This is a genomic window from Kitasatospora sp. NPDC001660, from assembly GCF_053596725.1.
In genome coordinates this window covers 20,722-43,394 of record NZ_JBSFGU010000010.1, presented here as the reverse complement: position 1 = coordinate 43,394, position 22,673 = coordinate 20,722, and the positions used below count along the sequence as shown (strand labels likewise).

Here is a 22,673-nt window from a genome sequence, read left to right as displayed (position 1 = left end):
CAGGTGCTACCGCCGGGCCGGCGTCCCGCTCGCCGACGGGATGGGGGAGCCGGTGGGCGAGGCGCCGGCCGACCGGCTCGGGGCGACCGGGGCGGCCGGTGGCGTCGGCACGGCGGGCATGCCGGGAAGGACGGACACGGCCGGGACGCTCGGCATGGCCGGCACGGTCGGGGCCGGAGGCGCCGTCGGGACGGCCGCCGGCGCCCCCTTCGAGCCCGACATCAGCTGCTTGAACCGCGAGCTGGAGCGCGGGTTGCGGTCGCACTGGAAGAACCCGTGCGGGCAGTAGTCGGTGACGGTCTGGTAGGCGGTGTCGTGGGTGCGGATCCACTCGACCATGCGCTGCACGAAGTCCGGGTTGTCCCCGTTGCGGAACAGACCCCACTCCGGGTAGGAGACCTGCTTGCCGCGCCTGGCGGCGAACTCCACCTGGTCCTGGAGCCCGTACGGCTCGCGCACGTAGTCGTCGAAGGTGGCCCCGGCGGGCTGGTCGTAGCTGTCCATGCCGATGATGTCGACCACGTCGTCGCCGGGGTAGCACCTGGTCCACGGGATCGCGTCCAGCCCGCGGTTCGGCGCGAAGTCGAAGCGGAAGTGCTGCCCGGGCACCGAGCGCATCACCTCGACGATCCGCCGCCAGTACGCCTTCCACGCGGTCGGGTCCGGCTTGCAGCGGTGGGTGTAGGTGACGCCGTTCATCTCCCAGCCGAGGGTCAGCACGGTGTCCGCGCCGCCGAGCGTGACCAGCCGGTGCGCGAGCTTGAGGAAGTGCTGGTCGAAGTCGCCCTGCGCGCCCTGGCCGAGGAGACTCGCCACCTCGCCGTCCGGCACGTTCGCCTCGTTGGGCACCAGCATCGGCACACCGAGCACGAGCAGCCGGTGCGGGTCGGCGAGCCGCCACTGCGACCACATGTCGAGCACGACCGGTTCGCCCTCGATGTCCGCCCAGTTGTTGCCCGCCAGGTAGGTGTGCCCGACCTGGAGGTTGGCGTCGCCGAGCCAGTGCGCGTACCGGCCGATCTGCGGGATGTCGGTGTCCCAGGAGCCGACGAAGGCGCCGAAGGGAGGTTCGTGCTCGGGCCGCTGGACGGGCGGCCGGGGTGCGGCGCCGCGCGGGTCGAAGGCGTCCGACGAGAGGGTGTGCCGTTCGGCCCGGCTGAGCGGCGTCCCGGCCGGGACGCTGGCGGTGGCCGTCAGCAGCAGGACGGCGGCCAGCGTCAGGCGGCCGATGCGCATGGTCTCTCCCGGGCGTCGCTGGGCGGGGCAGGTGTGGGAGCGCGGACGGACCGTGGCGCCCCGCTCGCCGACAGTAGGCCCGGCGGGCATCGGAAAAGCCGAATGTCACCCTAAAGTGGGCGAAATTGGAAGCTGTCTGCCGCAGCGGCCTCCCGGGGACGCCCGCCGTGTATCACCTCTGTAACAGTCCGGAGCGGCCCCGGAGCCCGCCCCCGACGGGCCGCGCACAGTGGCGCCGCACCCGGGCGGCGCCGACGGCGCAGGTCGGCGGTGGGGTCCGCGCGACGGCCGCATCCGCCGGGGTGCGGGGTCCGCACTGCGGATCCCCGACGATTCCCGGCTGACTCGCGTGCCCGGCGAAAGGTACCCTCCGCAACGTGTCCTGGAAGCCGCTGCGTGTACTGACCCCCCGCTCGATCCTGCCCGCCGTCGCGGTGATGCTGGTCCTTGCGGCCGGAGCGGCGGCGCACGCCAACAAGCCGGTGCCGTTCGGCGACCGGGTGGCGGGACCGGGCGACGCGGAGGCCACGCCGGTGAACTCCCAGCCGCTGAGCGCCGCCGACCTGGAGCTGAAGGTCGTCGGCCAGGGCCTGGAGGCCTTCCACCGGGGGACCGGCGAGCAGGCCTGGTCCTACCGCCGCGAGGGCGCGACCGCGCTGTACCTGGCGATGGCCGGCGACAACGCCGTCGTGGTCTGGGACGACGGTCTGATCACCTCGGTGCGTCCGGGCGACCACGAGGTGCGCTGGCACCGCGCCGTGCCCGGCCTGGCCGACTGGCTGCGCGGCGACGGCGAGCCGGGCGCCGACAAGCGGACCGACGAGCAGCGCAGGCAGCTCGCCCAGGACCGCGCCGCGGCGGCGCTGCACACCGTCCAGAAGGCGTCCCCGTGGGTGGCGATCGTCACCCCCAACCTGACCATGGGCCTGCGCGACGCCGACGGCGACCTGCGGTACAACGGCAAGCCCCCGGGCAACTGCCTCTACGACCCGCTGCGCACGGTCGACACCGACTACGCGGTGCTCGTCCCGCGCAGCTGCCTGGGCGGCAACGGGCAGCCCGTCTCCGGCGGCATCACCGGCTACCGGCTGGACAGCACCGGGTGGGAGCTGAACGCCGGCCCGGCCGCGCAGGTCAAGGTGCTGGACCGCACCCGGGTGCAGATCACGGACGGCCCGATCGTCCCGTCCAGGGTGTTCGACACCAAGGCCGCGGCGCCCGTCGTCCCGTGCGAGAGCTCGGCCGCGCCGTTCGCCGCCGTCCGCGCGCAGAACGCCTGCGGCGACCCGGCGGCCCCACCGGCGGCGGACGCGACGCCCACCCAGGCACCCGACGCGGTGACCGGCCAGCCGACCGCCGCCGCCACCGACCAGGCCTCCGCGACGCCGCAGCCGTAGCTCCGGAGCCTCGCTCCAGCGGGCCGCAGGTACCCCTGGGCGGTAATCCCCCGGGGGTTCCCGCGCGGCCCGGTAGACTTGCCGTCATGGCTGTTCTCTCCGGGCAATAGCGGGCGAGCGGCACCGCCTCAGCGCGCCGTGCCGTCCGCCGACGAGCCCCCCTTCCCGCCCGCCCGGCCCTGTGCACCGCCCAGGCGCCCGCCCACGTCCCAGGAGTAGTACCCGGCCATGATTTCCGCGAACGCCCTTGAGCTGCGCGCCGGCGCCCGCATCCTGATCGAGTCCGCGAGCTTCAAGGTCGCCGCCGGCGACCGGATCGGCCTGGTCGGGCGCAACGGCGCCGGCAAGACCACGCTCACCAAGGTGCTGGCCGGCGAGGGCCTGCCCGCCGCCGGCACGGTGACCCGCTCGGGCGAGGTCGGCTACCTCCCGCAGGACCCGCGCACCGGTGACCTCGACGTCCTCGCCAAGGACCGCATCCTCTCCGCGCGCGGCCTCGACACCGTGCTGAAGAAGATGCGCGAGAACGAGGACCGGATGGCCAACGGCAAGGGCGCCACCCGGGACAACGCGATGAAGAAGTACGCCCGGCTGGAGACCGAGTTCCTCACCAAGGGCGGGTACGCCGCCGAGGCCGAGGCCGCCACGATCGCCGCCGCGCTGGGCCTGCCGGACCGCATCCTCGGCCAGCCGCTGCACACCCTCTCCGGTGGTCAGCGCCGCCGCGTCGAGCTCGCCCGGATCCTCTTCTCCGACTCCGACGTGCTGCTCCTCGACGAGCCCACCAACCACCTCGACGCGGACTCGATCGCCTGGCTGCGGGACTTCCTGAAGACCTACAAGGGTGGCTTCATCGTCATCTCGCACGACGTCGACCTCGTCGAGACGGTCGTCAACAAGGTCTTCTACCTGGACGCCAACCGCTCCTGCATCGACGTCTACAACATGGGCTGGAAGCAGTACCAGCAGCAGCGCGAGGACGACGAGAAGCGCCGCAAGCGCGAGCGGGTCAACGCCGAGAAGAAGGCCGCGACGCTCAACGCCCAGGCCGACAAGATGCGCGCCAAGGCGACCAAGACGGTGGCCGCGCAGAACATGGCCCGCCGCGCCGAGAAGCTGCTCTCCGGGCTGGAGCAGGTGCGCCAGAGCGACAAGGTCGCCAAGCTGCGCTTCCCGGAGCCGGCCCCCTGCGGAAAGACCCCGCTGACCGCGAACGACCTGTCCAAGTCCTACGGCTCGCTGGAGATCTTCACCGGCGTCGACCTGGCCATCGACCGCGGCTCGCGGGTCGTCGTCCTCGGCCTCAACGGCGCCGGCAAGACCACCTTGCTGCGGATGCTGGCCGGGGTGGAGCAGTCGGACACCGGCGAGGTCGTGCCGGGCCACGGCCTGAAGATCGGCTACTACGCCCAGGAGCACGAGACGCTCGACCCGGACCGCTCGGTCCTGGAGAACATGCGCTCGGCCGCGCCGGACACCGACCTGGTCCAGATCCGCAAGATCCTCGGCTCGTTCCTGTTCTCCGGCGACGACGTCGACAAGCCTGCCGGGGTGCTCTCCGGCGGTGAGAAGACCCGTCTCGCGCTCGCGACCCTGGTGGTCTCCAGTGCCAACGTGCTGCTGCTCGACGAGCCCACCAACAACCTCGACCCGGCCAGCCGCGAGGAGATCCTCGGCGCGCTGCGCGAGTTCGCGGGCGCGGTCGTGCTGGTCACCCACGACGAGGGCGCGGTCGACGCGCTCCAGCCGGAGCGGATCATCCTGCTGCCGGACGGCGTGGAGGACCTGTGGAGCCCGGCCTACGCCGATCTGGTCTCCCTCGCCTGACCGGAAGTAGACGCCACATCCTCTTTTCGGACCAGAAAATCTAGTCCTTACGGCGTGTCCGGGAATGAAGCAGTCCCGGATTCCGTTTAAGGAGCTTCCGTCGGCCCGCCACTCGATCGTGGTCGGGCCGACGCTGCTGATCAGCTCTTTTCCGGCCGCCGGCCCAATTCGGCCGGGGGCGTGCACTCTGCGTGAGCGCCCTGATGCGCTCGGATCACCACCGAAGGGCGGCGCATTCCCGACATCGACCTTGTCGAATGGGTGGCCAGGACGCGGTGGATGGGTGATCATGGGAATCTGACCGAGCAACGCTACGAGGAGGCACGGGTGGCCGAGACTCTGAAAAAGGGCAGCCGGGTGACCGGTGCCGCGCGTGAGAAGCTCGCGGCCGATCTCAAGAAGAAGTACGACTCCGGGGCGAGCATTCGCGCTCTCGCGGAGGAGACCGGTCGCTCGTACGGCTTCGTGCACCGGATGCTGAGCGAGTCCGGAGTGATCCTCCGGGGCCGCGGTGGTGCCACGCGGGGCAAGAACAAGGCGGCTGTCGGGGCCGGTTCCTGACGGTCCGTCGGTCCATGGCCGGATGACGCGGCGGCAGGGCGCCGACCGGGGAGACGAGTGGCGATCGTCGCTGAGTGTCCGACGATCGTGAGCTGATCGCGAGTCGATCGCCGGCTGATTCGTCCACCCTCGGGTCGAGTGGACCGGCCGCCGATCGTCATGCCCGCATTTCCTTCTCGTCGAATCCTCGAATCCTTCCGGGCCGGTGGGTCTGCCGTTGCGTGCCCGGGTTTGTTACTCTCCGGTAGCCAAGTCCCTCGCCACCGGAGGTCTCCGCATGACCGCCCCCGCCACCGACCCGCAGTCCCCGAGCGGGGAGCAGGACGGCGTCCGCCTGGAAATCGACGGCGAACTCGCCGTCGTCACCCTGTGTCAGCCCAAGCGGCGCAACGCCCAGTCACCCGCCATGTGGCGCGCCCTCGCCGGCGTCGGCCGCGACCTGCCCGGCACCGTCCGCGTCGTGCTGCTCCGCGCGGAGGGCGTCTCCTTCTCCGCCGGCCTGGACCGGGCCATGTTCACCCCCGAGGGCATCCCCGGCGAGCCCAGCTTCCTCCAGCTCGCGGCGGCCGGGGACGAGGAGCTCGACGACACCATCGCCACCTACCAGGAGGCCTTCACCTGGTGGCGCCGGCCCGACCTGATCTCGATCGCGGCCGTCCAGGGGCACGCCGTCGGCGCCGGGTTCCAGCTCGCGCTCGGCTGCGACCTGCGGGTCGTCGCGCTGGACGTCCAGTTCTCCATGAAGGAGACGTCGCTCGGGCTCGTCCCCGACCTCGCCGGCACCAAGCCGCTCACCGAACTCGTCGGCTACGCACGGGCGCTGGAGATCTGCGTGACCGGCCGTTGGGTCGGCGCGGAGGAGTCCGTCGCCATCGGCCTGGCCAACATCGCCGTCCCGGGTGCGGAGCTCGACGGCGCCGCGCGCGACCTGGCCGCCGCGCTGCTGGCCGCGCCGCGCAATGCCGCGATCGAGACGAAGGCCCTGCTGCAGGGGGCCTCGGGCCGGTCGTTCGACGAGCAGCGTTCCGCCGAACGGGCGGCGCAGGCCCGTCGGCTGCGGGACCTCGCGGGCATCGGGGACTGACGCTCGTTCCCGGCAGGAAGGCCCGGCCCCGGGGTTGCTCCCCGGAGCCGGGCCTCCCTCGTTCCCGGACGGTTGCCGGAAGGGCGCTCGGCGGGCGCGAAACGTGGCGAAATGCCAGAGTTGTGGGGATCTGCGATATAGCTGGAGCCGTACGACGGGAGACCCGCCCCATGCCTGACACTCCGACGCCCGCGAGCCTGCACAAGCACCCCGCCACCGCCCCGGCCTCCGCTCCCTCCAACGCGTCGGGCCACGTCGGCCCGTCCGGCCCCTCCGCCCCCGGTGGTGCCAAGCCGGTCGACGAGCGCGGCCGGACGGCGCTGGCCGTCGGCGTGATCGAGAAGATCGCCGGCATGGCGGCCCGCGAGGTCTCCGGCATCCACGCCCTCGGCTCCGGGCTCGCCCGGACCTTCGGAGCCATGCGGGACCGGGTGCCCGGCGGCAGGCCCGGCATCGGTCGCGGCATCAAGGCCGAGGTCGGCGAGAAGCAGACCGCGATCGACATCGCGCTGGTCGTCGAGTACGGCGTCGTCATCCCCGAACTCGCCCGCCAGGTACGGGAGAACATCATCAACGCGGTCGAGCGGATGACCGGCCTGGAGGTCGTCGAGGTCAACATCGCGGTCAACGACGTGCACCTCCCGGACGAGCCGGAGGCCGAGGAGGAAGAGGAGCAGGTGGTGCCGCCCGGGCAGCGGCCCAAGCTCAAGTGACGGCCAGGGCGCGCGGGGTTCCCGGCGCAGGATGAGGGAGTAGCGGATGAACCTGGCCGTGGTCGGCCTCGTGGCGGGCATGGCCCTCGGCTTCGCCGGATACTTCGGCGGGTTCGCGGCCTTCCTGCTGGTGGCGGTGCTGGGGTTGGTCGGCTTCGTGATCGGGCGGCTGCTGGAGGGCGACATCGAACTCGGGGACCTGGGCGACCTGCTCCGCGGCCGCGACCGGCGCCGCTGATGGCGGGCCCGACCGCCCCGGCCGCGACACGCGGCCGGATCCGGATCGCCGACCGCGCGTACGCCCGCATCGCGGCCCGCGCGGCCGGGGAGGCCCTGGCGGGGGTGTGGACCGGACGGTCGGTCAAGGGCGCGCCGCCCACGGTGTCGGTGTCGGTCCCCGGCAGCACGGTCCGGGTCCGGGTCGAGGTCGAGCTGCCGTTCCCCTCCGATCTGGCCGCGCTCGCCCGGGCCGTGCGGGACCGCGTCGGGGCGCAGGTCAACGGGCTGACGGGGACACGGGTTTCGGAGGTGGTCGTGGTCGTGGAGCGGCTGGTGACTGGACGGCGGCCGTGACGGCGCAGGATGAGGGGGACGCGGGGGCGGACGCGAAGACGGTGCGGCGGCCCCGGGCGTCGCGGACGCCCGAAGCGGCGTCGGTCGCGGCGGTGGTGCTGGTGATCGCGGGTGCGCTGCTGTACGACGTGGTCTCGGTGCGGACCGGGCACTCCGTCCGGCGGTGGCGGGCGGACATCGCGGACGAGCTCGCCACCCGCCACCTGGACGACCTCCGGGTGCTGGTCGGGGCGGGGGTGGCCACCGCGCTGGGGGGCCTGCTGCTCTGGCTGGCGTTCGCGCCGGGGCTGCGCAGGTGGCTGGTGCTGCGTCCGCACGGCGGCACCGGCGCGGTCATCAACCGGTCCGGGATCGGGCACCTGCTGGCCGACCGGGCGGCCGGGCTCCCCGGTGTCGAGGGCGTCAGGATCCGGATCGGCCGGCGGAGGGTGCGGGTCCATCTGGTCGGGGCGACCGATCCGGCGGCGGTGCAGCGGCAGTTGCGGGACGAGCTGGCGCGGGTGACGTTGGCGCGGCCGTTGCAACTGGACGTCCGGACGGTGCCGAGGGCGGGAGAGACGGCGGCGGGAAACGTCGGAGGTGCGGGAGGGGCGGCCGGATGAGGCGGGGGACGGTCAACCGGGCGCTGATCGGGGTGGTGGGGGCGGTGCTCGTGGTGGCCGGGGTGCTGGTGCTGGCCGGCGGGCTCGACCTGTACGGCCGGCTCGGGGCGCGTCCCCCCGGGTGGTGGCCGCTGACCTCGCCCAACCAGCCCGTGCTGAGCGCGAGTTCGCGCACCCGGTGGGTGTCGGGGGCCTGGTGGTGGCCGACCGTCATCGGCGGGCTGTCGGTGGTGGTCGTCGCGATGGTGTGGTGGATCGTGGCGCAGCTGCGGCGCACCGGGATGTCGAGCATCGCCGTGCGGACGCCCGGGGTGGCCGGGCTCCGGGTGCGGGTGAGCGCGCGTGCGCTGGAGGAGGCGCTGGAGTCGCGGACCGTCGTGCTGCCCGAGGTCGAGCGTGCGGGCGTACGCCTGGTGCGGGCGCCCGGGCACCCGCGTCTGCGGGGGGCCGTCCGGCTCACTCCCGGCGGGGACCCGGCCGCGCTGGTGGAGCACTTCGAGACGGGACCGCGGACCGACGCGCTCGGGAGCCTGGGGGTGCCGGAGCTGCCCGCGGACCTGCGGATCCGGGTGCTCCAGGAGGCCCCCGCCGAGCCGCGGCGCTGGCTGCCGCGGCGACGGCGGAGGCACCGGCGGGTGGAGTGACCGGGTGCGGGGACGCTCAGAGCGTGCGGAGCGCTCCGCCGTCCACCGGGATCATCACGCCGGTCAGGTAGGAGGCGGCGGGGGAGAGCAGGAAGGCGGCGACCCTGCCGAACTCCTCCGGGGTGCCGTAGCGGCCGAGCGGGATGCCGGCGCTGTGGCGGGCGCGGGCGCCGTCCGGGTCGCCGCTGAGGGTGTCGAGCTCGCGGACCCGGTCGGTGTCGATCCGGGCCGGGAGCAGGCCGACCACCCGGATGCCGCGCGGGCCGAGCTCGTCGGCGAGCGACTTGGCGGCCATCGCGAGGCCGGGGCGCAGGCCGTTGGAGATGCCGAGGCCCGCGATCGGCTGGCGGACGGAGGCGGAGAGGACGAAACCGATCACGCCGCCCTCGCCGAGGGCCGCGGCGGCGGTGCGGGCGATGCGCAGGGCGCCGAGGAAGACCGACTCGAACGCGCTGCGCCAGGCGTCCTCCGGGGTGGTTTCGACGGGGCCGGCCTGGGGGCCGCCGACGCTGATGAGGACGCCGTCCAGGCGGCCGAAGCGGGCGGTCGCCTCGGCGACGAGCCGTTCGGCGGTCCGCGGGTCGGCGTTGTCGGCGGTCACGCCGTGGACGGTGCCGGGGAGGGTGCCGAGTTCGGCGACGGCGGCGTCCACGGACTCCTTGGTCCGGCCGGTCACCAGTACGCGGGCGCCGTCGGCGGCGAGTTCGCGGGCGGTGGCGAGGCCGAGGCCGCGGGTGGCGCCGGTGACGATGTACGCCCTGTCCTTCAGTCCGAGATCCATGGAGGACATCCTGCCGGGTGGAGGATGCCGCGCGGCCGCGCGGGGGCGGGCCGGCGCGGCCGTTCTCAGGCCGGGACCGCTTCCGGGGCGACCTCGGGTTCGGCCTGCTGCTTGGCGCGGTCCTTGGCCTCGCGGCGGATCAGGATCCACACACCGACCGGGATCATCGAGGCGAACAGCCACCACTGGATCGCGTAGGCCATGTGCGGGCCGATGTCGGAGTGGTCGGGCTCGGGGATCAGCTGGGGCTGGTCGGCCGGGGCCGGGGTGGTGCCGGTGAGCTCCAGGTAGCCGCCGAGCAGCGTGGCGCCGGTCTCCTTGGCCTGCTGCTCGGTGTTGATCAGGTTGAACTGGCGGGCGGGGAGGCCGGCACGGTCCTTGATGCCGCTGGCGCCCGTGGTCTCGTCGGCGCGCATCCGGCCGGTGAGGGTGACCTCGCCGGTGGGGGCGGCCGGGACGGGCGGGTAGTCGGTCGCGCCGTCGCCGGAGTCGACCCAGCCGCGGTTGACCAGGACGGTGCCCCGATCGTCGGACAGCTTCAGCGGGGTCACGACGAAGTAGCCGATGGTTCCGTTGGAGTCGGTCCGCTTGCGGACCACGAACTCGTGCGCCGGGTCGTACTGGCCGGTGGCCGTCACCGCGTGCCAGACGAGGTCCGTCGGGACGGCGAAACCGGGGGCCGGCGACAGGCTGTCGAAGGGCTCCGGCTTGGCGGTGAGGGCCTTGGCGATCAGCTCGTTGCGGGCCACCCGCGCCTCGTGGCGGTGCAGCTGCCAGAAACCCAGCTTGATCGTGGTGGGGATCAGCAGCAGTGCGATCAGCATGGTGATCAGCCATTGCCGGGTCAGCAGAAAACGGTACACATGGGAACCGTACGCCGACCTCACAAGCGCCTCACGCACCGGGGTGCGGGGCGACCTCGCGCAGCAGTTGGAGGAAGGCGTCCTCGCCGACGACCGGGGTGCCGACCTCGCGGGCCTTGCGGGCCTTCCCGCTCCAGCTGTTCGGCTCGTTGGTGACGAGGAGGCTGGTGAGCCGGCTCACCGAGGTCGCGATGTGCAGGCCGGCCTCGACGGCCCGGTCCTCCAGGAGCTCACGGTCGGTGGCGGTGTCGCCGGTGAAGGCCACCCGCATGCCCTGGACCAGCGGCTTGCCGTCCTGCCAGCGGCCCGGGTTGGGGTACGGGCACGGCGGGCGCTTCCTGGCCTGGCGGTAGGCGGCGCCGGTCCAGGTGCTGCGGCCGGGGGCGGCGGGCTCGTCCTCGCCGAGGTCGGTGACCGCGACGCAGGCCTGCAGCGGCAGCGGGACGCCGCCCAGCCGGGCCAGGTGCAGGCTGGGGCGGAACGCCTCGGCGAGCACGCGGGCGTCGTCCAGGGCGTTGTGGGCGTGGCGCTGCCGGACGCCGAAGTGGGCGGCGAGCGAGGAGAGCTTGCCGTTGGGCAGCGGCAGGCGCAGGTCGCGGGAGAGGACCATGGTGCAGAGCCGCTGCTCGACCGGGGCGCGGCGGCCGGCCCGGGAGAACTCGCGGGAGATCATGTTCCAGTCGAAGAGCGCGTTGTGGGCGACCAGGACGCGGTCCGTCAGGCGCGAGGCGAACTCGTCGGCGATCTGCGGGAACGTCGGGGCGCCGGAGAGCAGATCGGCGGTGAGGCCGTGGATCCAGACCGGGCCCGGGTCCCGCTCGGGGTTGACCAGGGTGTACCAGTGGTCGGTGATCTCGCCGTCCCCGTCCAGCTGGTAGACGCCCGCGGAGATGACGCGGTCCGAGCGGCCGAGGCCGGTGGTCTCGACGTCGACCACGGCGAAGCCCCCGTCGGGGGTGGCGGTGCGCTGGGCGGGGAGATGCGCGCCGTGCGTCTCGGGCTGGATCGGTTGCATGGTCCAACAGGATAAGCGCCGATCGGGTGGTGCCCGGTCGAAATGTTCGGGCGAGGATGCCGGAATAGAGTGTTCCGCATCAGCGTCGTACATGTGGCCGACTCTGTAGATAAGGACGAAATTCCATGCGCGCCACCGTCATTCACGGCCCCAGCGACATCCGGATCGAAGAGGTGCCGGACCCGGTGATCCAGCGGCCGACGGACGTCGTGGTCCGGGTGGTGAACGCCTGCATCTGCGGCAGTGACCTGTGGGCGTACCGCGGCGTCGCGCAGCGCGTGGCCGGGCAGCGGATCGGCCACGAGTTCCTGGGCGTGGTCGAGGAGGCCGGCGCCGAGGTGAAGGGCTTCGCGAAGGGCGATCTCGTCGTGGCGCCGTTCGTCTGGTCGGACGGCACCTGCGAGTTCTGTCTCGAAGGGCTCCAGACGTCCTGCCCGCACGGCGGCTTCTGGGGCCAGGTGGGCTCGGACGGCGGCCAGGGCGAGGCGGTCCGGGTGCCGTTCGCGGACGGGACGCTGGTGAAGCTGCCGAAGGAGGCGGCCGGTGACGAGAAGCTGCTGCCCGGTCTGCTGGCACTGTCGGACGTGATGTCCACCGGGCACCACGCGGCGGTCTCGGCGCGCGTGCGTCCGGGGTCGACGGTCGCCGTGGTCGGCGACGGCGCGGTGGGCCTGTGCGGCGTGCTGGCGGCGCACCGGCTGGGCGCGGGCCGGATCATCGCGCTCGGCCGGCACACCGCCCGGACGGACCTGGCCCGGCGCTTCGGCGCGACGGACGTGGTGGCCGAGCGCGGCGAGGCGGCGATCGAGGCCGTGAAGGAGCTGACCGGCGGGCTGGGCGCGCACGCGGTGCTGGAGGCGGTCGGCACCGAGGAGTCGATGCGCACGGCCGTCTCGATCGCCCGGGACGGCGGCGCGGTGGGCTACGTCGGGGTGCCGCACGGCGGAAGCGCCGGGGTCGACATCGGCCAGATGTTCGGCCGCAACGTTTCGCTGAACGGCGGGGTGGCGCCGGCGCGCGCGTACATCCCCGAGCTGCTGCCGGACGTTCTCTCGGGCGCCATCGAGCCGGGCCTGGTGTTCGACCGGACGGTTGGCCTGGAGGACGTTCCGGACGGCTACCGCGCGATGGACGACCGCTCGGCACTGAAGGTCCGGATCGCTTTCTGACCGGCCTGAATCGCTCTGATCACATCTGATAGTCCGCCAAGAGGGGCGTCACCGTCGGCCGGTGGCGCCCCTTGCGCATGGGATGAGGCAATTCCGGTGTGACGCCAGGGATGGTTTTCGGTCAATTGGATAGTACGAGGGGGTGAACAGCAGGCTGATCGTCGCCAACCCCTTCCGGGGTGGGCGCGGCGCTCCTAGCATTGCGCGGCGCGCATGCGGACTGTGACGCCCCTCACGTCCGATCGTCCCCCTTGTGCGACCGCTACGCCGAAGGAGTGAGGAGTACAGCGTGGAATCGCCGCCGATCACCACTGCCCCTACGGATGTCCAACTCGTCGACGAGAGTCCGGAGTTCCGGACGCTGCGGCGCTCGTTCCGGAGCTTCGCCTTCCCGGTCACCATCGGCTTCGTGCTCTGGTACCTGCTCTACGTCCTGCTCTCCAGCTACGCGCCCGGTCTGATGGGCACCAAGGTCGTCGGGCACGTCAACGTCGCGCTGGTGCTGGGGCTGCTGCAGTTCGTCACCACCTTCGCCATCGCGGCGTGGTACGCCCGGTACGCGGACCGGCGGATCGACCCGCCCGCCGCCGCGATCCGCGAGGCCCACGGCGCCGTCGTCCACGCTCCCCGGGAGTCCGCCGAATGATCCTGCTCGCCAGCTCCGCCACCGAGCACCGCGGCCTCACGATGACCCTGTTCGGGTTCTTCGTGCTGCTCACGCTCGGCATCACCGTCTGGGCCGGGCGGCAGACCAAGGACGCGGCCGACTTCTACGCCGGCGGCCGCGGGTTCACCGGCTTCCAGAACGGCCTGGCCATCTCCGGCGACTACATGTCCGCCGCGTCCTTCCTCGGCATCGCCGGCGCCATCGCCCTCTCCGGGTACGACGGCTTCCTGTACTCGATCGGCTTCCTGGTCGCCTGGCTGGTCGCCCTGCTCCTGATAGCCGAGCCGCTGCGCAACTCCGGCCGCTACACCATGGCGGACGTGCTCGCGTTCCGGATGAAGCAGCGCCCGGTGCGCACCGCCGCTGGCGTCTCCACGATCGTCGTGTCGATCTTCTACCTGCTCGCCCAGATGGTCGGCGCCGGGACGCTGGTCGCCCTGCTGCTGGGCGTCAGCGGGGAGGGCGCCAAGCGCTGGACCATCGTCGCGGTCGGCGCGCTGATGGTCGTCTACGTGGTGATAGGCGGCATGAAGGGCACCACGTGGGTGCAGATCATCAAGGCGGTGCTGCTGATCGCAGGCGCCGCCCTGATGACGGTGCTCGTGCTGGCCAAGTACCACTTCAACCCGTCCGAGCTGCTGGGCGCCGCGGCGAACGCGAGCGGGAAGGGCGCGGCCTTCCTGGAGCCGGGACTGAAGTACGGGGCGAACAACACCAGCAAGCTCGACTTCATCAGCCTCGGGATCGCGCTGGTGCTCGGCACCGCGGGCCTGCCGCACATCCTGGTCCGCTTCTACACCGTCCCCACCGCCAAGGCGGCGCGGAAGTCGGTGCTCTGGGCGATCGGCATCATCGGCGTCTTCTACCTGATGACGCTGGCGCTCGGCTTCGGTGCGGCGGCGCTGGTCGGGCCCAAGGCGATCAAGGCGGCCAACGCGGCGGGCAACACCGCGGCGCCGCAGCTGGCCGAGTCGCTCGGCGGCGGCGCGGGCTCCACCGGGGGCGCGATCCTGCTCGCGGTGATCTCCGCGGTCGCCTTCGCCACCATCCTCGCCGTGGTCGCCGGCCTCACCCTGGCCTCGTCGGCCTCCTTCGCGCACGACCTCTACGCCAACGTGATCCGGCGCGGCCGGGCCACCGAGAAGGAGGAGGTGCTCTCGGCGAAGTGGGCCGCCGTCGCGATCGGCGCGGTCGCCATCGTGCTCAGCCTCTTCGCCGGCAAGCTCAACACCGCGGCCCTGGTCGCCCTGGCGTTCGCGGTGGCCGCCTCGGCCAACCTGCCGACGCTGCTCTACTCGCTGTTCTGGAAGCGGTTCACCACCGCCGGCGCGGTCGCCTCCGTCTACGCGGGCCTGATCAGCTCGGTGGTGCTGGTGGTCTTCTCGCCGGTGGTCTCCGGCGCCAAGACCTCGCTCTTCCCGGACTCCGACTTCCACTGGTTCCCGCTGGAGAACCCCGGCCTGGTCTCCATCCCGATCGGCTTCCTCGCCGGCTGGATCGGCACCCTGCTGTTCAGGGAACGCCCCGACCCGGCGAAGTACGCTGAACTCGAGGTCCGCTCGCTGACCGGACTGGGTGCCCACTGATCACCACGCGATGACTATGCTGGCCCGGCCCCGCCGCGACGGCGGGCCGGGCCGGCCGCATTTCTGGTGAAGGGACCGCCGTGCTGCTCGACACCTTCGGACGACACGCCGTCGACCTGCGCGTCTCCCTCACCGACCGGTGCAACCTGCGCTGCACGTACTGCATGCCCGAGGAGGGGCTGCAGTGGCTCGGCAAGCCCGACCTGCTCACCGACGAGGAGATCGTCCGGCTGGTCACCATCGCGGTGCGCGACCTCGGCGTGCGGGAAGTGCGCTTCACCGGCGGCGAGCCGCTGCTGCGCCCCGGGCTGGTCGCGATCGTCGCCGCGTGCAGCGAGCTGGAGCCGCGCCCGGAGCTCTCGCTCACCACCAACGGGATAGGGCTGGCCCGCACCGCGACGGCGCTGCGCGAGGCGGGGCTCGACCGGGTCAACGTCTCGCTGGACACCCTCGATCCCGAGGTGTTCTTCGCGCTCACCCGCCGCCGGCGCCACCAGGACGTCCGGGACGGGCTGGCCGCCGCCGAGGCCGCCGGGCTGACGCCGGTGAAGCTGAACGCGGTGCTGATGCGCGGTGTCAACGACCACGAGGCGCCCGACTTGCTCGCCTGGTGCCTGGAACACGGCTACGAGCTGCGGTTCATCGAGCAGATGCCGTTGGACGCCCAGCACGGCTGGGACCGCACGTCGATGATCACCGCCGAGGAGATCCTGGACCGGCTCGCGGCACGCTTCACGCTCACCCCGGAGCCCTCCGCGCGCCGGGGCGCGGCACCGGCCGAGCGCTGGCTGGTGGACGGCGGCCCGGCCCGGGTCGGCGTGATCGCCTCCGTGACGCGCCCCTTCTGCCGCGCCTGCGACCGCACCCGGCTGACCGCCGACGGACAGGTGCGCAACTGCCTCTTCGCAACCGGGGAGACGGACCTGCGCACCGCCCTGCGCGCGGGCGCGGACGACGCCGAACTCGGCGCGCTGTGGCGGGCGGCGATGTGGGGCAAGAAGGCCGGCGCCGGGATCGACGACCCGGAGTTCCACCAGCCCGACCGGCCGATGTCGGCGATCGGCGGCTGAGCCGGTCAGGCCGACGCGGGCCCCTCGGGAGTCTTGGGGTGGTCGGCGAAGGCGACGACCTCCTTGAGGAAGCCGCGCACGCCCAGGAACTGGGACAGGTGCTCGCGGTGCTCGTCGCACGCGAGCCAGGTCTTGCGGCGGTCCGGGGTGTGCAGCTTGGGGTTGTTCCACACCAGCACCCAGCGGGCGTCCGCCCGGCAGCCCTTGGCGGAGCAGATCGGGGTCTGCGGGGTGTCCATCGGGCCGTCCTCGGAAATCGGCGGGTGGTCTGCACCGCCAGTCTTTCACGCCCGGCTCCCCGGACGGATCCGGGCATGGCGACGCCGGGCAGCCACGGGGGGAGCCGCCCGGCGTCGGTCCGTCGCTCCGACGGGGGATGCGGAGCGCGTACGCAGTATGTCATGCCGGGACCCCCGCATGGGGAGGTCTTGCATGATTAATCTGAGCTTCTTTTGAGCTTTCTCCGAGTCAAACCACCGCTTATGCGGATGACCCGGACAGTCAGCCCTGGCTCTGTGAAGAATCAGTGGGAGACTTCTTTGCCTCTCCTGTACCAGCCGCCGCACCCGCCCCACCCGTACCGCCGGGGCCGAGCATCAGCGGGGTGTCGAGCGGGATGTCGAAGGTGCTCGGCAGACCCGGTGCCCGCTCCCGGCCGGCGTTGGCGATCAGCACGGCGAAGTACGGCAGCAGTACGGCGCCCGCGAGCGCGACGAACGCCAGCCAGCGCTGCACGTCCCACAGCACCACCGCCAGCAGCACGCAGACCGTCCGCAACAGCATCGAGGCCACGTAGCGGCGCTGCCGCCCGCGGACGTCCTCGGTGAGGCTGCTGCGCGCCCCCGTGATCCGGTGAACCTGCCCACCGTCGGCGCTCTTGCCCATGTCCTACCGCCCTCGTCCATGCACCCGCGCGTCTTTGCCGTGCGGCCGATTCACCGTACGCCGCGCCCCGGAGGAGGGCGAGACCGGGGCGGGGGGACACGCACGGCCGGCCGCTACGGCCGCCGGGAGAGGTACTGCGGGGGAACGGCGTCGGTGAGCCAGACTCCGTTCTCGCTGATCCGGAACTCGCGGCCGGCCGCCACCATCGCGGCGGCGTTCACGGTGAGCACGACCGGGCGGCCGTGCCGGGCACCGACCCGGGTGGCCGTCTCGGTGTCCGCCGAGAGGTGGACGTCCTGGCGGGCCATCGGGCGCAGGCCCTCGCGGAAGATCGCCGCCAGGTGGCGGTCGGCGGTGCCGTGGTAGAGCACCGGGGGCGGCACGGTGGCGGCCAGGCCGAGGTCGACCGCCACCGTGTGGCCCTGGTTGGCGCGGATCGAGAGACCGTCCGCCGAGTAGGCGAAGCGGCGCTTGTTGTTCGTCGCCACGACGTGGTCCAGATCGGCCCTGGTCAGCCGCCTGCCCGTGGCCCCGAGCGCGGCGAGGAGCGCGTCGACCCGGACCCAGCCGGACCCGTCCAGCGTGATCCCGACCAGCTCCGGCTCGTGCCGCAGGATGCGCGACAGCAACTTGCTCGTCTTGACCAGCTGCTTCTCGTTCATCATGTCTCTCGTATCCCCCCGTCGGCCGTCGGCTATGAGGCCTGGCTGACCGAACTCATGTTGAAGTCCGCGACACGCACGGGTGGCATCGCGGTGCGGGTGAACCAGTCGCTCCACTCGCGCGGCAGGCAGCGCTCGGTGCGGCCCGCCTCGGTGATCCGGCCGAGCAGGTCGACCGGGGACTCGTTGAACCGGAAGTTGTTGACCGCGCCGACCACCTCGCCGTTCTCGACCAGGTAGACGCCGTCCCGGGTGAGGCCGGTGAGCAGCAGCGTCGCCGGGTCCACCTCGCGGATGTACCAGAGGCAGGTGAGCAGCAGGCCGCGCTCGGTGCGGGCGATCATCTCGTCCAGCGTCGGTGCGGTGTCCTGGTCGGCCGTCTCCAGCACCAGGTTGTCGACGGACGGGCGCAGCGGCAGGCCGGTGAGGCCGGCCGCGTGGCGGGTGGTGACCAGGTCGGTCAGCACGCCGTCGCGGATCCACTCGGTGGCGGTGACCGGCAGGCCGTTGTCGAACACGGAGACGTCGCCGCCGGTGGCGTGCGCGAGCACGAACGGTGCGGCCTCCAGGCCGGGTTCGCGCGGGTCGGCGCGCAGCGTCAGCGGCAGCGCGGCGAGCTTGTCGCCGACGCGGGTGCCCCCGCCCGGCTTGGAGAAGACCGTGCGCCCCTCGTGGGCGTCCCGGCCGCCGGAGGACCAGTGCAGGTAGACCATGAGGTCGGCGACGGCCGAGGGCGGCAGCAGCGTCTCGTAGCGGCCGGCCGGGAGGTCCACCTTGCGGGCGCCCCAGCCGAGGCGCCTGGTCAGCTCCGTGTGCAGGGCGGCGACGTCGACGTCGGTGAAGTCCTGGGTGGCGGCGCCGACCCAGGCCGAGCCGGACAGGTCGGCGGTCTTGGCGTTGATCTCGACCATGCCGGTCGCCTGGTCGTGGCGCAGCCGCAGGCCCGTGGAGGTGCCCAGGTAGCTGGTGGTCATTTCGTGCCGGGCGAAGCCGTAGAGCAGCTCGCCCTGGGCGGCGGCGCGGGCGAAGGCCTCGCCGAGGGCCGGGCCGAAGGCGTCGAAGACCTCGATCGAGGTCTCGGCGGGCGGCTGGGCGAAGTGCGGCGAGGGCGCCTGGTCGGTGGCCAGGGGCTGGGCGTCCTCGGCCGGTCCGGCAGCGCGGGCGGCCTCCTCGGCGGCCCGGACCAGGCCCTCGACCTCGTCCGCGGTGACGGCCTCGCGGGAGACCACGCCGGAGGCGGTGCCCTCGGTGCCGGCCACGGTGGCGATCACGGTGAGCCGGCGGCCGCGGGTGACGCCGTTGGTGGTCAGGGCGTTGCCGGCCCAGCGCAGGTTGGCGGTGGACTCCTCGTCGGCGATCACCACGCAGCCGTCGGCGCGGGAGAGGCCGAGCGCGAGCTCGACGAGTTCGTGGGGCTGCGTCGCGGTCATCAGTGACCCGCCTCCTGCTGGGTGTTGAGCACGTTGACGTTGCGGAACAGCGCGGACGGGCAGCCGTGGCTGACCGCCGCGACCTGGCCGGGCTGCGCCTTGCCGCAGTTGAAGGCGCCGCCGAGGACGTAGGTCTGCGGGCCGCCGACGGCCGCCATCGAGCCCCAGAAGTCGGTGGTGGTCGCCTGGTAGGCGAAGTCCTTGACCTGGCCGGCGAGTTCGCCGTTCTTGATGGCGTAGGCGCGCTGGCCGGTGAACTGGAAGTTGTAGCGCTGCATGTCGATCGACCAGGAGCGGTCGCCGACGATGTACAGGCCGTTCTCCACGCCCGCGAACAGGCCCTCGGTGTCGGGGCCGTCGGCGGCGGGCCGGAGCGAGACGTTGGCCATCCGCTGCACCGGGACGTGCGCGGGGGAGTCCGCGAAGGCGCACCCGTTGGAACGCTCGAAGCCCTTCAACCTGGCCATGCCGCGGTCGAGTTGGTAGCCGACCAGGATGCCGTCCCGGACCAGGTCCCAGGACTGGGTGGCGACGCCCTCGTCGTCGTAGCCGATGGTGGACAGGCCGTGCTCGGCGGTGCGGTCGCCGGTGACGTGCATCAGCTCGGAGCCGTACCTGAGCGAGCCGAGCTTGTCGAAGGTGGCGAAGGAGGTGCCGGCGTAGGCGGCCTCGTAGCCGAGCGCGCGGTCCAGCTCGGTGGCGTGGCCGATCGACTCGTGGATGGTCAGCCAGAGGTTGGACGGGTCGATGACGAGGTCGTAGCGGCCGGCCTCGACGCTCGGCGCCTTCATCTTCTCGGCCAGCAGGACGGGCAGTTCGGCGAGTTCGGCGTCCCAGTCCCAGCCGGTGCCGGGCAGGCCCTGTCCAGCGGGGGACGACCCCCGAACCCCCGTGAGATATTCGAACCCGCGGCCGACCGGCGGGGCCAGGGTGCGCATCGAGTCGAAGGCGCCCGTGCGCTCGTCCACCGAGGTGGCCTCCAGCGTCGGGTGCAGGCGGATGCGCTGCTGGGTGGTGACGGTGCCGGCGGTGTCCGCGTAGAACTTGTTCTCCTGGACGGTCAGCAGGCTCGCCTGGACGTGCGAGACGCCCTCGGCGGCCAGCAGCCGCGAGCTCCACTCGGCGAGCAGGGCGGTCTTCTCGGCGTCCGGCACCTCGAAGGGGTTGACCTCGTAGGAGGACACCCAGGTGACGTCCCGGTGGACCGGTTCCGGCGCCAGCTCGACCCGCTCGGTGGAGCCGGCCGCGCGGCTGATCCCGCCGGACAGGCGGGCCACCGCGACGGCCTGCTCGGCGACCCGCGCCGCCGCGCCGGTGGTGAGGTCCACCCCGGCGGCGAAGCCCCAGGCGCCGTCCAGCAGCACGCGGACGGCGAAGCCGAGCTGCACGCTGTCGGAGGTGCCGGCCGGGCGGGCGTCGCGCAGCCGCCAGGAGGCGCTGCGGACCCGCTCCAGGCGGAAGTCGGCGTGCTCGGCGCCGAGTTCACGGGCCCGGGTGAGCGCCGCGTCGGCGAGGGCGCGCAGCGGGAAGGCGAGGAAGAGCGGGTCGACGGCGCGGACGGGCTTGGCGCCGGCGCTGTCGGCCGGAGGGATCGGAGGCAAGCGAGCTCCCTGGTCGCGGAGGGTGGCGGTGCGGGCGCCGCACAGGGGCGCCCGCACCGCATCATTGCCCGTCCACGCACTTTCGGCCAGCGCATTTGGCCCGCGTCCGGGGGAGCGTCAGGCGACGGTCTCCCACCAGCCGTCCAGCTCGGGCGGGTTGTCGACGTCGACGCGCTCACCGGGGCGCGGCACCGCGAGCGGGACGGCCTGGGCCTTGGCCTCCTTCAGGAGCCGCTCGACCGGTTCGGCCCACGGGTGCAGACCGAGGTTGAAGGTGCACCAGTGGACGGGCACCAGCAGGCCGGCGTTCAGGTCCTGGTGGGCGAGGACGGCGTCCTCGGGCGTCATGTGGATGTCCGCCCAGGCCGCGTCGTAGGCGCCGATCTGGACGAGGGCCGCGTCGAAGGGCCCGTGCTGCTCGCCGATCCGGGCGTAGCCCTCGAAGTAGCCGGAGTCGCCGGTGTAGAAGACCTTGCGGGTGGGGCCGGCGATCACCCAGGAGCCCCACAGGGTGGTGTTGCGGGTCAGGCCGCGGCCGGAGAAGTGGTGGGCGGAGGTGAGGGTGAGCACGAGCTCGCCGAGGGTGCAGGTCTCGTCCCAGTCCAGCTCGATGATCCGGTGCTCGGGGACGCCCCAGCGGCGCAGGTGGCCGCCGATGCCGAGCGGCACCGCGAACGGCGCGGACTGGGTGCGCACCAGGCGCTTGACCGTCGCCATGTCGAGGTGGTCGTAGTGGTCGTGCGAGATCAGCACGGCGTCGACCCGGGGCAGTTCCTCCAGCTCGACCGGCACGGGGTGCAGCCGCTTGGGGCCGACGTGCGCGGAGGGGGAGCAGCGCTCGCTCCAGATCGGGTCGAGCAGGACGCGCGAGCCCTCGATCTCGACGAGCGCGGAGGCGTGCCCGTACCAGGTGATCTCGACGCCCTCGGCGGCCGGGCGCGGCCCGTGGGCCGGGCGGACGACCGGCACCGGGTGCGCGGGGACGCGGGCCTCGCGCTGGAAGATCATCCGGCGGACCGTGTCGCCGTCGAGGTCGGGGGTGGACGTCGAGCGGGCGAGGGTGGAGGGCGCGTTGTGGAAGACGCCGTCGCGGTACTGGGGCGAGTCGCGCACGCGCTCCTCGCGGTCGCCGTCCGGCCGGCGCCCGAACGCGGCCGGGAGGTCGCGCAGCGACCAGGCGGCGGCGCCCGCGGCCGCGGCCAGGGCGGTCAGGGCCAGCAGCCGTCCGCGTCGGTGGGTGCTCCCGGGCTGTGCCTTGGTCATGCGCCCTGCCTCTTCGTTCCTCGCCGGGACTGTATCGGGGAGAGGGTACGGCCGGCCCCGGGTCTTCCCGTACCAGGGGTGGCAACGAGCACCACCGGCGCGAGCGTTCCCGGCCGTGTTCCCGCCCGCCCGCCGGGCCGCCGTGCCGGGGAGGCTCCGGGGCAGGTCCGGCACAGGTCCGGCACGGATTGTCGGATTGCGACAGTTCCTCCGGTGAGGCGCTGTGGGAGACCGATTCGCCGACGACGCCGAGCGCCGGATACGGTCACACTGCGTGCGCATCCCGCCGTACGCGCACCCCCTTACGGAGAGAGGTGGATCGTTGAGCCGCTCGGTTCTCGTCACCGGAGGAAACCGGGGCATCGGCCTCGCGATCGCCCTGGCCTTCGCCGAGGCGGGCGACAAGGTCGCCATCACCAGCCGCTCGGGCGAGGTGCCCGAGGCCCTGGAGAAGTACGACGTCCTCGCGGTGCGCTGCGACATCACCGACGCCGCGCAGGTGGACGCCGCCTTCACCGAGATCGAGCAGAAGCACGGCGGGGTCGAGGTGCTGGTCGCCAACGCGGGCATCACCAACGACACCCTGCTGCTGCGCATGTCCGAGGAGGACTTCACGTCCGTCCTCGACACCAACCTCACCGGCACGTTCCGGGTGGTCAAGCGCGCCTCCAAGCTGATGATGCGCGCGCGCAAGGGCCGCGTGATCCTGATCTCGTCCGTGGTCGGCCTCTCCGGCTCGCCGGGCCAGGCCAACTACGCCGCCTCCAAGGCCGGCCTGGTCGGCTTCGCCCGGTCGCTGGCGCGCGAGCTCGGCCCGCGCAACATCACCGTCAACGTGGTCGCCCCCGGCTTCGTCGACACCGACATGACCGCCGTGCTCAGCGACGAGCGCCGCGCGGAGATCGTCTCGGGCGTGCCGCTGGGCCGCTACGCGGCGCCCGCCGAGGTCGCGTCCACCGTGCGGTTCCTCGGTTCGGACGAGGCCGCGTACATCACCGGAGCCGTCATTCCCGTCGACGGCGGATTGGGCATGGGTCACTGATC

General features: G+C 72.8%; 24 protein-coding genes. 14 read left to right on the top strand and 10 right to left on the bottom strand.

The window, feature by feature from the left end; translation table 11 throughout:
- Positions 1–6: 6 nt before the first annotated feature.
- Positions 7–1,236: a glycoside hydrolase family 26 protein gene (locus ACWCXH_RS13650; protein ID WP_449801602.1), complete on the bottom strand. Its 1,230-nt coding sequence runs from the start codon at positions 1,234–1,236 to the stop codon at positions 7–9.
- 377 nt (positions 1,237–1,613) lie between these two features.
- Between ACWCXH_RS13650 and ACWCXH_RS13645 the strand changes: the two genes are divergently transcribed.
- The 9 genes from ACWCXH_RS13645 to ACWCXH_RS13605 all read left to right on the top strand — a co-directional run bounded on the left by ACWCXH_RS13645 (position 1,614) and on the right by ACWCXH_RS13605 (position 8,637).
- Complete coding sequence (locus tag ACWCXH_RS13645) at positions 1,614–2,633, top strand: hypothetical protein (protein ID WP_449801601.1); 1,020 nt, start codon at positions 1,614–1,616, stop codon at positions 2,631–2,633.
- Between the two features lie 228 nt (positions 2,634–2,861).
- Positions 2,862–4,460, top strand: a complete 1,599-nt coding sequence (gene abc-f / locus ACWCXH_RS13640) for a ribosomal protection-like ABC-F family protein (RefSeq protein WP_449801600.1) — start codon at positions 2,862–2,864, stop codon at positions 4,458–4,460.
- A gap of 327 nt (positions 4,461–4,787) precedes the next feature.
- Entirely contained in the window at positions 4,788–5,021 is a 234-nt protein-coding gene (locus ACWCXH_RS13635; RefSeq protein ID WP_449801599.1) for a helix-turn-helix domain-containing protein, read from the top strand.
- Positions 5,022–5,298: 277 nt separating this feature from the next.
- Positions 5,299–6,105, top strand: coding sequence for an enoyl-CoA hydratase/isomerase family protein (locus ACWCXH_RS13630; RefSeq protein ID WP_449801598.1), 807 nt, complete (start codon positions 5,299–5,301; stop codon positions 6,103–6,105).
- Positions 6,106–6,275: 170 nt separating this feature from the next.
- Positions 6,276–6,818, top strand: coding sequence for an Asp23/Gls24 family envelope stress response protein (locus tag ACWCXH_RS13625; protein ID WP_449801597.1), 543 nt, complete (start codon positions 6,276–6,278; stop codon positions 6,816–6,818).
- Positions 6,819–6,864: 46 nt separating this feature from the next.
- The gene (locus ACWCXH_RS13620; protein ID WP_449801596.1) at positions 6,865–7,056 is read left to right on the top strand and encodes a hypothetical protein; all 192 of its coding nucleotides are present in this window, start codon (positions 6,865–6,867) and stop codon (positions 7,054–7,056) included.
- Positions 7,056–7,391 (top strand): hypothetical protein, encoded by a 336-nt coding sequence (locus tag ACWCXH_RS13615; protein WP_449801595.1) that lies wholly within the window; start codon positions 7,056–7,058, stop codon positions 7,389–7,391. The genes ACWCXH_RS13620 and ACWCXH_RS13615 overlap by 1 nt, the downstream gene beginning before the upstream one ends.
- A complete protein-coding gene (locus tag ACWCXH_RS13610) occupies positions 7,388–7,993 on the top strand; it encodes a DUF6286 domain-containing protein (RefSeq protein WP_449801594.1) in 606 nt (201 codons plus the stop codon). Before ACWCXH_RS13615 ends, ACWCXH_RS13610 begins: the two co-directional genes overlap by 4 nt.
- Entirely contained in the window at positions 7,990–8,637 is a 648-nt protein-coding gene (locus tag ACWCXH_RS13605) for an alkaline shock response membrane anchor protein AmaP (protein ID WP_449801593.1), read from the top strand. Before ACWCXH_RS13610 ends, ACWCXH_RS13605 begins: the two co-directional genes overlap by 4 nt.
- 16 nt (positions 8,638–8,653) lie before the next feature.
- Here the strand turns inward: ACWCXH_RS13605 and ACWCXH_RS13600 are convergent, their stop codons facing one another.
- The 3 genes from ACWCXH_RS13600 to ACWCXH_RS13590 form a co-directional block, all read right to left on the bottom strand.
- Positions 8,654–9,418: an SDR family oxidoreductase gene (locus tag ACWCXH_RS13600; protein WP_449801592.1), complete on the bottom strand. Its 765-nt coding sequence runs from the start codon at positions 9,416–9,418 to the stop codon at positions 8,654–8,656.
- A gap of 65 nt (positions 9,419–9,483) precedes the next feature.
- The gene (locus ACWCXH_RS13595; protein ID WP_449801591.1) at positions 9,484–10,281 is read right to left on the bottom strand and encodes an SURF1 family cytochrome oxidase biogenesis protein; all 798 of its coding nucleotides are present in this window, start codon (positions 10,279–10,281) and stop codon (positions 9,484–9,486) included.
- A gap of 31 nt (positions 10,282–10,312) precedes the next feature.
- Positions 10,313–11,296: a DEDDh family exonuclease gene (locus tag ACWCXH_RS13590; RefSeq protein WP_449801590.1), complete on the bottom strand. Its 984-nt coding sequence runs from the start codon at positions 11,294–11,296 to the stop codon at positions 10,313–10,315.
- A gap of 125 nt (positions 11,297–11,421) precedes the next feature.
- On the opposite strand from ACWCXH_RS13590, the gene ACWCXH_RS13585 reads away from it, so the two are divergent.
- From ACWCXH_RS13585 to moaA, 4 genes are all read left to right on the top strand, one after another.
- Complete coding sequence (locus ACWCXH_RS13585) at positions 11,422–12,465, top strand: zinc-dependent alcohol dehydrogenase family protein (protein ID WP_449801589.1); 1,044 nt, start codon at positions 11,422–11,424, stop codon at positions 12,463–12,465.
- Positions 12,466–12,754: 289 nt separating this feature from the next.
- The gene (locus ACWCXH_RS13580; protein ID WP_449801588.1) at positions 12,755–13,111 is read left to right on the top strand and encodes a DUF485 domain-containing protein; all 357 of its coding nucleotides are present in this window, start codon (positions 12,755–12,757) and stop codon (positions 13,109–13,111) included.
- Positions 13,108–14,718: a solute symporter family protein gene (locus ACWCXH_RS13575; protein WP_449801587.1), complete on the top strand. Its 1,611-nt coding sequence runs from the start codon at positions 13,108–13,110 to the stop codon at positions 14,716–14,718. Before ACWCXH_RS13580 ends, ACWCXH_RS13575 begins: the two co-directional genes overlap by 4 nt.
- Positions 14,719–14,798: 80 nt before the next feature.
- On the top strand, positions 14,799–15,788 hold the full coding sequence (moaA, locus tag ACWCXH_RS13570; RefSeq protein ID WP_449801586.1) for a GTP 3',8-cyclase MoaA: 990 nt from the start codon (positions 14,799–14,801) through the stop codon (positions 15,786–15,788).
- A 5-nt stretch (positions 15,789–15,793) separates the two neighbouring features.
- Here the strand turns inward: moaA and ACWCXH_RS13565 are convergent, their stop codons facing one another.
- From ACWCXH_RS13565 to ACWCXH_RS13540, 6 genes are all read right to left on the bottom strand, one after another.
- Positions 15,794–16,027, bottom strand: coding sequence for a hypothetical protein (locus ACWCXH_RS13565; RefSeq protein ID WP_449801585.1), 234 nt, complete (start codon positions 16,025–16,027; stop codon positions 15,794–15,796).
- A gap of 262 nt (positions 16,028–16,289) precedes the next feature.
- Positions 16,290–16,673, bottom strand: a complete 384-nt coding sequence (locus ACWCXH_RS13560; protein ID WP_449801584.1) for a DUF3099 domain-containing protein — start codon at positions 16,671–16,673, stop codon at positions 16,290–16,292.
- Positions 16,674–16,786: 113 nt separating this feature from the next.
- Positions 16,787–17,335, bottom strand: coding sequence for an RNA 2'-phosphotransferase (locus tag ACWCXH_RS13555; protein ID WP_449801759.1), 549 nt, complete (start codon positions 17,333–17,335; stop codon positions 16,787–16,789).
- A 32-nt stretch (positions 17,336–17,367) separates the two neighbouring features.
- Positions 17,368–18,765, bottom strand: a complete 1,398-nt coding sequence (locus ACWCXH_RS13550) for a metallopeptidase TldD-related protein (protein WP_449801583.1) — start codon at positions 18,763–18,765, stop codon at positions 17,368–17,370.
- Positions 18,765–20,357: a TldD/PmbA family protein gene (locus ACWCXH_RS13545; protein WP_449801758.1), complete on the bottom strand. Its 1,593-nt coding sequence runs from the start codon at positions 20,355–20,357 to the stop codon at positions 18,765–18,767. Before ACWCXH_RS13545 ends, ACWCXH_RS13550 begins: the two co-directional genes overlap by 1 nt.
- A gap of 126 nt (positions 20,358–20,483) precedes the next feature.
- Complete coding sequence (locus tag ACWCXH_RS13540) at positions 20,484–21,629, bottom strand: MBL fold metallo-hydrolase (protein WP_449801582.1); 1,146 nt, start codon at positions 21,627–21,629, stop codon at positions 20,484–20,486.
- Positions 21,630–21,951: 322 nt separating this feature from the next.
- Here ACWCXH_RS13540 and fabG point away from each other — a divergent pair, with 322 nt between their 5' ends.
- Positions 21,952–22,671, top strand: a complete 720-nt coding sequence (gene fabG / locus ACWCXH_RS13535) for a 3-oxoacyl-[acyl-carrier-protein] reductase (protein WP_449801581.1) — start codon at positions 21,952–21,954, stop codon at positions 22,669–22,671.
- Positions 22,672–22,673: the final 2 nt, after the last annotated feature.